6 protein-coding genes are annotated in these 10,309 nt (G+C 63.4%); 1 reads left to right on the top strand and 5 read right to left on the bottom strand.

Features of this window, described 5'->3' with window-relative positions; genetic code table 11:
- Positions 1 to 162 precede the first annotated feature (162 nt).
- The 5 genes from ACIRJP_RS06635 to ACIRJP_RS06655 form a co-directional block, all read right to left on the bottom strand.
- The gene (locus ACIRJP_RS06635) at positions 163 to 1,176 is read right to left on the bottom strand and encodes an alpha/beta hydrolase (protein ID WP_404168933.1); all 1,014 of its coding nucleotides are present in this window, start codon (positions 1,174 to 1,176) and stop codon (positions 163 to 165) included.
- Between the two features lie 886 nt (positions 1,177 to 2,062).
- Positions 2,063 to 5,596, bottom strand: a complete 3,534-nt coding sequence (gene dnaE, locus ACIRJP_RS06640) for a DNA polymerase III subunit alpha (protein ID WP_404168936.1) — start codon at positions 5,594 to 5,596, stop codon at positions 2,063 to 2,065.
- 42 nt (positions 5,597 to 5,638) lie between these two features.
- Positions 5,639 to 6,220 carry a TetR/AcrR family transcriptional regulator gene (locus tag ACIRJP_RS06645; protein ID WP_404168939.1) on the bottom strand — a complete coding sequence of 194 codons (582 nt, stop codon included), beginning with the start codon at positions 6,218 to 6,220 and terminating at the stop codon, positions 5,639 to 5,641.
- 122 nt (positions 6,221 to 6,342) lie between these two features.
- Positions 6,343 to 7,098, bottom strand: coding sequence for an SDR family oxidoreductase (locus ACIRJP_RS06650; protein ID WP_404168942.1), 756 nt, complete (start codon positions 7,096 to 7,098; stop codon positions 6,343 to 6,345).
- Entirely contained in the window at positions 7,095 to 7,847 is a 753-nt protein-coding gene (locus tag ACIRJP_RS06655; protein ID WP_404168945.1) for a thioesterase II family protein, read from the bottom strand. The genes ACIRJP_RS06650 and ACIRJP_RS06655 overlap by 4 nt, the downstream gene beginning before the upstream one ends.
- A gap of 550 nt (positions 7,848 to 8,397) precedes the next feature.
- On the opposite strand from ACIRJP_RS06655, the gene ACIRJP_RS06660 reads away from it, so the two are divergent.
- Positions 8,398 to 10,309: type I polyketide synthase (locus ACIRJP_RS06660; RefSeq protein WP_404168948.1), on the top strand; the 1,912-nt coding region annotated here is incomplete at its 3' end.

Genomic DNA, 10,309 nt, shown 5'->3' on the forward strand with positions numbered 1-10,309 from the left:
CTCGGCCTGCGCACGAAGGAGATCGTGAGGGTATGTTGATGTCTTCAAGGTCCCGCCACCCAATCATGTGCGCGATACACGTGGTGTCCCGCCTCGCCGATCTGGCGTCGGGAGCACGAGAGAGAAAACGTTGCGTGGCTCTGTGCTGATGTCGCAGGCCAGTCAGACATCCGCAACTTCGCGGACAGCGCGGGTCTTGTGCTGGCCTCCGTTGTCCAGGAGTCGGCTTACCCAGTCGTTGCGTGCCGCGGTGGCGGCTTGCGAGATCGCGGCATGGGGAGCGAACGCCTCGAAACCGTGCAGACCTCCCGCCCAGATGTGAAGTTCGGCGGACCCGCCGACTTCCCAGATACGGGACGCGTAGGCGACGCACTCGTCACGGAAGACTTCGGCCGACCCGCAGTCGATGAAGGTCGGCGCGAGCCCTGCCAAGTCGGTGGCCCGGCCCGGCGCGGCGTAGATGGAGACATCGTCGGTGCCCTGCCTGTCCCCCAGCAGTAAGGTCCATCCCAGAAGGTTGGAGCCGCGTTCCCATGTTCCGACTCCGTCGATCTGCCGGGACGAGACGGTTTCGTTGCGGTCATCGAGCATCGGGCATTGCAGCACTTGCCCGTAAAGCGGAGGAAGGCGGCGGTCGCGTGCCAGAAGGGCGGTACCCGCTGCGAGGCCGCCGCCGGCGCTGCCGCCGACGATGAGCAGGCGCTGCGTGTCGATGCCGAGGTCAGCCGCGTTTTCGAAAGTCCATTTCAGTCCGGCGAAGCAGTCTTCGACCGGGTAGGGGTCGGGGAACTCCGGAGCGAGCCGGTATTCGACGGTTACGACCACAGCCCCGTGCTCGAAGATCCACGGCAGGACGGTGGCGATCGTGGTGAAGCGGTCCCCCATGATCATTCCACCGCCGTGGATTGTGTAGACCCCGGGGCCGGGAGCCGTGCGGCCGGGACGGGAGAGCACGCTGACTGTGATCTCGGCACCTTCGTGACCGGGGATCACGTGGTCACGGCGTTCCACGTTCTCCAGAAGCTCCATGATCATTGTGTCCGTCGTCGCAGCTCTCTCCCGGAATATGGGGATCATGTCAGCGGTGAGGGTAGCCGGGAAGTCTGCCACGGCGAGGGCAGCGGCAAGCTCCCGGTCGAATGGGGGCGTGGGAACTGCGGGAACGTTACCGGTCATGTGTCTACTCCTTCAGGGACACCAGGGTCTGCTCTGGCACAAGCTTTGCCGCAATCATTCGGATCGATATCCGCCAGGTGCACGGGAACGTCACCTCTTCCGCGCCATTCGGAGGGCCGCGCTCTGGGCTCAGCGAGCGGCCACGGCGCCCCGCTGGAGAGCGAAGGCGGCGATCTCATTGCGTGCCCGGCCCCAGGCAGAGCGAAGACCCGGCCTCGGACTGCCGTTCTCAGTCCGAGCCGGACCAGCCCTGCATCCCGTTCGGCCGCCGCGCGGTGGGGGTCGATGACTGTCGCCAGGGTCGCCTTGGACTGGAGCTCCTGTCGCTGGGCATACGTAAGGGCCGGGGAGAGCCGATCAGGCACCATGGCGCCATTCGATCGGGCCGGCCCTCCCCGCTCGGTCCATACTTCTCCGCCCTGCGTTGCGACGGTCAGGCGATCTGACGGCAGACCACAGTCGGGGAGCCGGGTCCCGTGCGAGCCTGGCCGCGCGAACCACCCTGCGGCTCGAGTACCCGTGGAAGTCTCGGTCAGCGATGCTGCAGCCCCAACGATGGCGTCCAGTCCCAGGTCGGCTGACATCAACGTGTCGAAGTAAGTGACGACCTTCAGAGTTTCCGTCGCCTCGGCAACGAGAGGCGCCAGTCGGCCAATCAACTCCTGCATCTGCGCACCTCATCGTCTGCATGTGGCCTGTGGCAGACAGCTTGGCCTTCCCGCGCAGGCGGCCAGTCCGACATCCTCAGGGCGCGATGCGGAGCTTCGGGCATCACAGGCCGCCAAGCGTCCGGAACTTCCCGGCCGATTCTCTGAATGGCTGGCCATCCCTTCCGTAATTACCCTGAAGAAGACAGAGAGGGAAAGCCTCAGGGAACTTCCACTCGTCACGCGACGCGTGTCACGGCTACCGCAGCCTTGAGGTCCGACCAGAATTCCGTGCGCACGTTCACGCGGTATCCGAGACCGTAGACCACTGTCTTCTGTCGTCCCTTGACGTGGAGGTGCACCTCAGTGGTCCCGGGGTGGGAGCGGAGGATTTCCTTCAGTTGCTGCACGGTTTCAGCTGTCACCCTGCTCTCCGGCACTTCGAGGCGGATAGGTGCGTTCTCGCCTACATTGCTCAGGTCGGGAACCATCATTTCCATTCCGACTAGCCGCGGCACGTCTTCGCGTTTGTCGAGGCGCCCCTTGACGAACACCACAGTGTCTTCCGCGAGTTGGGATGCAACGAGTTGGTATGTGGCGGGGAAGAACATGCAGTCGATGGAGCCGGCGAGGTCTTCGACGGTGGCGATCGCCCAGGCGTTTCCCTGTTTGGTCATCTTGCGCTGCAGGCCGGAGATGATGCCGCCGATGGTGACGATCGAGCCGTCCGCGAAGTCGCCGGACAGGGCCGAAATGCCGACGTCCGCCTTTTCATTCAGCAGATACTCGAGCCCTTCGAGGGGGTGCGAGGAGACGTACAACCCCAGCATCTCCCGCTCCTGGGCGAGCAAATAGGATTTATCCCACTCCTGGTCGGAGAAAGTGACGTCCAGACCAAACCCGGGACCACTGCCTTCCTCCTTCTCTCCCATATCGCCGAAGAGGTCGAACTGCCCTTCTGCCTCTTTGCGTTTGATCGCAACAACGTTATCGATCATCGACTCGAAATGTTCGGTCAACCCTTTGCGGGTGTGCCCCATGTCATCGAAAGCACCCGACTTGATGAGGGATTCCGTGGTGCGCTTGTTGCAGGCAACCACTTCCACCTTGTCGAGGTAGGAGGGGAATGATTCGTACTTCCCCTTCGTTTTCCGGCACCTGATGATGGAGTCGACCACGTTTTGCCCGACGTTACGGACCGCGGTCAGACCAAAACGGATCTGATCATCCCCCTGGGGGGTGAAGTCCGCATCCGATTCATTGACGTCGGGCGGGAAAACCTTGACTCCCATCCTGCGGCACTCGTTGAGGTAGAGCGCCATCTTGTCTTTGTCGTCCCGTACCGAAGTAAGGACGCCGGACATGTACTCGGCCGGATAGTTCGCCTTCAAGTAGCCGGTCCAGTAGGAGACAAGGGCGTAGCAAGCCGCGTGGGCTTTGTTGAAGGCATAGCCGGCGAAGGGGACGAGAACGTCCCACACGGCCTGGATCGCCTCGTCGGAGTAGCCCCGTTCACGACATCCTTCCCGGAAGGGAACGAACTCCTTGTCGAGGACTTCTTTCTTCTTCTTTCCCATCGCCCGGCGCAGCAGGTCTGCCTGCCCCAGTGAGTACCCGGCCAGGATCTGGGCGGCTTTCTGTACCTGCTCCTGGTAGACGACCAGGCCGTAGGTGAGGCCGAGTACGTCCTTCAGGGGTTCTTCCAGCTCAGGATGGATGGGAGTGATTTCTTGCTGGCCGTTCTTACGCAGCGCGTAGTTGATGTGCGAGTTCATGCCCATCGGACCGGGCCGGTACAGCGCGGTGACGGCGGTGATGTCCTCGAACTGGTCGGGCTTCATCAGCCGGAAGAGGGAACGCATGGCGTTGCCGTCGAACTGGAAGACGCCGAGGCTGTCGCCGCGCCCCAGAAGGTCGAAGGTCTTGGCGTCATCCAGGGGGATGTCGAGCAGTTCCAGGTCAAGCCCTTTGTTCTTCTTGATGAGCTTGACGCAGTCGTCCATGATGGTCAGGTTCCTGAGTCCCAGGAAGTCCATCTTGAGCAGGCCCAGGGATTCACACTGGGGGTAGTCCCACTGTGTGATGGTGACGCCGTCGGTATGCCGGACCCAGACCGGGACATGGTCCGTCAGCCTCTCGCTGGACATGATCACACCGGCGGCGTGTACGCCCATCTGCCGGACCAGGCCCTCGACGCCCTTGGCGGTGTCGATGACCTTCTTGACGTCCGCCTCGCTCTCGTACATCCCACGGATCTCGCCCGCCTCGCTGTAGCGCGGGTGCGAGGGGTCGGTGATGCCGGAGAGGTCGATGCCCTTCCCGCCGACGTCGGCGGGCATGGCTTTGGTCAGGCGGTCGCCCATGGCATAGGGGTAGCCAAGGACGCGCGCTGAGTCCTTGATGGCGTTCTTGGCCTTGATGGTGCCGTAGGTGCCGATCATGGCGACTTTGTCGGCGCCGTACTTCTCCGTGACGTACCGGATGACTTCGCCGCGCCTGCGCTCGTCGAAGTCGATGTCGACGTCGGGCATGGAGACGCGCTCGGGGTTGAGGAACCGCTCGAAGATCAGTCCGTGCTCGATCGGATCGAGGTCGGTGATGCCCATGGCATACGAGACCAGGGAGCCGGCCGCCGATCCGCGCCCAGGCCCCACCGAAATGCCGTTGTTCTTCGCCCACATGATGAAGTCGGCGACCACCAGGAAGTAGGCGGGGAAGCCCATCTGGATGATGATGTCCATCTCGTACTCCGCCTGCTTCTGGTACCGCTCCTCCCAGCCTGCAGGGAAGCGGCGGCGCATGCCCCTGGCTACTTCTTCCTTGAACCAGGTGACTTCGGTGAAGCCTTCGGGTACGGCAAACTTCGGCATGAGGTCGCGCTTCTCGAACATGCCGGTGGTGTCGACTTGTTCGGCCACCAGGAGGGTGTTGCGGCAGCCCTCCTGCCACGCGTCGGAGGAGTCGATGGCATACATCTCCTCCGCCGTCTTAAGGTAGTAGCCGGTGCCGTCGAAGCGGAAGCGGTCCGGGTCGGAGAGGTTCTTGCCGGTCTGGATGCAGAGCAGGGCGTCGTGCGCTGCCGACTCGTGCGCGTAGGTGTAGTGCGAGTCGTTGGTGACCAGAGGGGGAATCCCCAGCTTCCTGCCGACCTCCAGCAGGCCGTCGCGCACCCGGCGCTCGATCTCGATGCCGTGGTCCATCAGCTCCAGGAAGTACCTGTCCTTGCCGAAGATGTCCTGGTATTCCGAGGCCGCCTTCAGCGCCTCGTCGAACTGGCCCAGCCGTAGCCGGGTCTGCAGCTCTCCCGACGGGCACCCGGTCGAGGCGATCAGCCCCTCGGACCACTGGGCGATGGTCTCCTTGTCCATGCGGGGCCACTTCTGCAGCCAGCCCTCGGCGTACGCGTCGGAGGAGAGCCGGAAGAGGTTGTGCAGCCCGGTGCTGTTCGCCGCCCACATCGTCTTGTGCGTATAGCCGCCCGAACCCGATACATCATCGCGCTTCTGATGCGGCTGCCCCCACTGGATCTTCCGCTTGTGCTTGCGCGACTCCGGCGCCACGTACGCCTCGATGCCGATGATCGGCGTCACGCCCGCCTTCTCGGCGGAGTGGAAGAAGTCATACGCGCCGTGCAGGTTGCCGTGGTCGGTCATCGCCACATGCGTCATGCCCATCTCGTTGCACGCCGCGAACAGATCCTTCAGGCGCGCGGCCCCATCCAGCAGCGAGTACTGCGTGTGTACGTGCAGATGCGTAAAGGGCTGCGGCACCAAAACTCCTGGAGCAAGCGGTGGATTCAGAGCTGCCGGGTCGGGTCAGTTCTCTTCGAGAGTGCGGGCGATCGCACGCAGGCCGACAGCGACTTGTTCTGCGGTCGGAGCGTGGTCGGGATCGATCAACCACTGCATGCTCAGCCCGGCGACCAAAGCCATGTGCACGGATCCGATGGCGCGTGCGGTCTCTTCGTCGAAGGTCTCGTCGAATCCATGCAGCTCCGCCGCGAGTTCAGGACGGGACTTCTCGTAGGCGGCAGCGATCTGCTCGCGCACTTCAGGCGACCTCTCGGCCTGCGCGAAGGCCTCGATGCTCCCCACCTGCATCGCGCGGTTGGCAGACACGGACTCGATCACTTGGGCCCACATCCGCTCAAGACGCTGCTGCGCGTCCTGGCCTGCGGCCTCGGCGACCGAGCTCGAATGAACCGTCTTCTCGCCCCATTCCTTGACGATCTCCAGGAGGGCGGCGTTGAGAAGACTGTCCTTGGAGCCGTAGTGGTAATTGATCGTTCCCAGCGGGGCGTTGGCGGCCGCCGCCAGATCACGCGAGGTCGTGCGGGCGTAACCAAGCTCCTCCAAGCAGCGCTTGGCCCCGATCATCAGTTGCTCGCGGTGTCCCATGGCGGGCACTGTACACGAGTTTGAACATCCGTACTGAACACCCGTACTGGACAAACGTTCAACCCGTCGCGTGGCGGGACAGCACCTGCGGGCCGGAGGCCGCCGGCACCCGTCTGTGCTGGTCAGAGCCTGAAGCCACCGCTAGCGTCGACCACCTGCCCGGTGATCCACTGCCCCCGCTCCGAGACGAGGAAGCTGATGACCTCGGCAATCTCCTCCGGCGCCCCAGGGCGGCCGAGTGCGGTGTGCTCTGCGGCGAACGCCAGACCTCCGCGCCCCTCGCGCAGCCACTCGGCGTTGATGTCCGTGTCCGTGAGTCCCGGCGCCACCGAGTTGACCGTGATGCGGCGCGAACCGAGCTGCTGGGCCAGGACTCTCGTCATGACGTCGAGCGCACCTTTACTCATCGCGTACGCGACGCCCTCCGGGACCGAGAGTCTGGCCATGACCGATGAGACGTTGACGATCGTGCCGCCGTCTCTCATCCTTCCCAGGGATTCCTGTGCGACGAAGAATGGCCCCCTGGTGTTCACGTCGAATATTGAGTCAAATTCGGACGGGTCGGTGTCTTCGATCCGAAGAGTTCCCGAGATCCCGGCATTGTTCACCAGGACATCAAGATAGGGGGTCCCCGGCGGAAAATGTTGATCCATCTCACGGAAGAGCTGGGCGACCTCTGCACTGTCGCCCACGTCGGCGCGTACCGGGATCGCGCTTCCCTCGATCTCGTCCACGATGTACTGAACGGTGCGGTAGGCGGTGTCGTCGCGGCTTCGGTAGTTGACGAAAACCATGCACCCGTCTCTCGCCAATGCACAGGCCGCCGCGCGCCCGATCCCCCGGCCGGCCCCGGTGACTAAAGCAACTCTCTCGGTCATCGCACCGACCTCGCTTCGAACGCAAAACTTTCGATCGACCGGACTACGTCACCTTGATAATGCATGAGATAGAAATGACCGCCAGAAAAGGAAAGTTCCCGGAAGTAGGCAGTGGTGTGCCCCTTCCAAGCTTCGGCCTCGGCCCTCGTCACCTGCGGGTCGTCGTCGCCAGTGAGGCACAGGATGGGGACACCGAGGGTCGAGGCAGGGTCCGGGCGATACCGCTCGATTGCACGGTAATCATTGCGGATTACGGGCATCACCATGCGCACGATGTCGGGCTCACTCAAGAGGCGCTGACTGGTCCCGTCGAGGCGCGCTAGCTCCGCAAGCACTTCTTCGTCAGTGCCGCGGTGCACAACCTCCTCCCGGGTCATGGACGGCGCTCGCCGACCGGAGACGACCAGCCCGCAGGGTGGACGCTCCTGGCTCTCCAGCCGGCGAGCGACCTCGTAGGCCACCGCCGCTCCCATGCTGTGCCCGAAGAGGAGAAGCGGGGTTCCCAGCAGTGGCTCCAGTTCGCAAATCACCTGGTCGGCGAGGGATTCGATGGTGGTGACGAACGGCTCGCGCAGGCGCTCCTGACGCCCCGGGTACTGGACAGCGGAGACATCGAGGTTTTCCGTGAAGTGCGCAGCCAATGGCCTGAAGTACGTCGCCGCACCCCCTGCGTGAGGAAAGAACAACACGTGCCCCGCTGGGGCGGGGACGCGACGAAGATCGCGCACCCAAGAGTTTTCCCAGTTCATTGGCGCTCCCAAGCCCTATCGACCAACGTGACATCCTCTGACAACCGCCTGCCCCACGACCGTATGAGCCATACGGAACAAACCGAAAGGATCGGAAACAAGACAGATGTCGAGTGTCCACTTTGAGGGCCTCGAATATGATTCACTTCGGGGACATCTGTCCGCTTTGGGGCACCTGCAATCAGGATTTAAACATGACTTAGGTCATCTCTGAGCGCATCCGAACGACAGCGGAGAGCCATCATCGGATGGCTCAAGACCGCCTAGTCATCCCTTCCTGGGCTCAGGTATTCGCGCGCAATATAATCGCCATGCATTCCATCGATCAAGGGTTGCATGAATTGATAGTGCAACCTACACTCACCAATCACAAACCATTTCCGGCACACGGAAAGGGTATCGGATTGCACGGGTGGACAGCGGATCTAATTCAATGCACTTAACCCTTTAGTTGCCCCGTAATTACATTTACCTGTGAGACGCAGCATCCCTTCCTAAGACGACCTGAAAATGTGCGCTAGTTCCCGCTGCGGGAACAGTAGGGAGTAACGTGTCAGCCCTGGGTAATAACGCCTCAATGCGATCTCTGGTTGAAGAAGTAGCCGTTGTCGGAATCTCGTGCAGATTCCCCGGATCTGACACTCCTGAAGATCTGTGGAAGTTACTGAAACGCGCGAATTCCGCCGTCTCATATATACCGGACGGCCGTTGGGACAACAACTTCTTGCGCGGGTTACGGGAATCCGAGTCTCAGATTATCCAGCGAGGCGGATTCCTTGCTGACGTCGCCGGATTCGATGCCGAGTTCTTCAATGTTTCTCCCCGCGAAGCGGCGATGATGGACCCCCAGCAGCGGCTCCTCCTTGAGCTCAGCTGGGAAGCAATCGAGGACGCAGGCATACGCGCACAGCAGCTTTCCGAAGCTCGGGCCGGAGTATTTGTCGGAGTTGGCGGGGACGACTACAGCACGCTGGTACGTGAGCAGGGTCCGGACGGCGTGTCTCCGCACACGTTCACCGGTTCGTTGCGCAGCATCATCGCCAACCGCGTTTCCTACTTCCTGCGGGCCACGGGCCCCAGCCTCGTCGTGGACGCCGGCCAGGCCTCATCCCTCGTCGCGCTGCACCTCGCTGCGGACAGCCTGCGCAAGGGCGATTCCGACGTCGCAATCGCGGGCGGAGTCACGCTCCGCCTCACGCCCCACCACTCCCTGGCTGCCCACCGTTTCGGAGCTCTCTCTCCAGACGGGCAGTGTCACGTCTTCGACGCCCGGGCCAACGGATTTGCTCAGGGCGAGGGAGGCGGGGCTGTCGTTCTCAAGCGACTGCAGGATGCCCTCGCAGACGGGGACGCCGTCTACTGCGTCATCCGCGGCAGTGCAGTGAACAATGACAGCGGCGGCTCGCAGCTGGCGGAACCGAGCGCCCGCGCGCAGGCCGCTGTCATCCGTGAGGCCCACCGTCTAGCCGGCAGCAACCCCCGCGATGTCGCCTATGTGGAGCTGCACGGAACCGGGACGAAGGCCGGAGACCCGGTGGAAGCCGCCGCCCTCGCCGAAGCCATCGGTTCGCTGCGCCAGGCCGGCAGCCCGCTGCGCGTCGGTTCCATTAAGTCGAACATCGGCCACTTAGAGGCCGCAGCGGGCATCGCCGGCTTCATCAAGACTGCTCTGTGCATCCGTTCGGGCACCCTGGTGCCGACCGCGGGCTTCCGGACGCCCAACCCGTATATCCCACTAGACGAACTGAATCTGCATGTGCAGACATCGGTCGAAGAAGTCGAACTCGACGAGCCGACTCTGCTCGGCGTGAGCTCCTTTGGGGTCGGCGGGACCAACTGTCACATGGTCCTCTCTGCCGCGCCTGCGGCAGCGGGGGCATCCGGTCACGCGGGATCCACCCGACCGGCTTCACTCAGTTCCTCCCCGCCGGTCCCCCTTGCGGGAACGCAGGACGTTCCGGTACCTCTTTTGCTGTCTGCAACCAGCGCTACGGCGTTGCAGGGACAGGCCGCGCGACTGTCCGAGTGGCTACGGACGGATGCCGGGTCGGCCAACGCCGTCGATCTTGGTTGGGCGTTGCTGACGACCAGATCCGTCTGGAATCACCGTGCCGTCGTCATGGGCGCAGTGGGAGACGATATCGCGGCCGCCGCGCAGGGGCTGGAGGCGCTCGCGGTCGGCGAGCCGTCGGAGCTGGTCCGTACCGGGCGCGCGGTGCCCCCGGTGAAGCCGGTGTTTGTATTTCCGGGGCAGGGGTCGCAGTGGCTGGGCATGGCCACCGACCTCATCGACGCGTCTCCCGCCTTCGCCGCGGCCCTGCAGGAATGCGCCGACGCGCTGGCCCCGCACATCGACTGGGACCTCCGCCACGCCCTGCGCGGCGGAACCGACGCCCCCGACCTCGAACGCGTCGACATCGTCCAGCCCGCCCTGTGGGCCGTCATGATCTCCCTCACCCGCA

The organism is Streptomyces sp. NPDC102437 (assembly GCF_044765565.1).
Classification (GTDB): domain Bacteria; phylum Actinomycetota; class Actinomycetes; order Streptomycetales; family Streptomycetaceae; genus Streptomyces.

Excerpts from the sequence above, each read along its gene's own strand:
- ACIRJP_RS06635 (WP_404168933.1), bottom strand. The coding sequence starts at position 1,176 with ATGACCGGTAACGTTCCCGCAGTTCCCACGCCCCCATTCGACCGGGAG.
- ACIRJP_RS06645 (WP_404168939.1), bottom strand. The coding sequence starts at position 6,220 with ATGGGACACCGCGAGCAACTGATGATCGGGGCCAAGCGCTGCTTGGAG.
- ACIRJP_RS06650 (WP_404168942.1), bottom strand. The coding sequence starts at position 7,098 with ATGACCGAGAGAGTTGCTTTAGTCACCGGGGCCGGCCGGGGGATCGGG.
- ACIRJP_RS06655 (WP_404168945.1), bottom strand. The coding sequence starts at position 7,847 with ATGAACTGGGAAAACTCTTGGGTGCGCGATCTTCGTCGCGTCCCCGCC.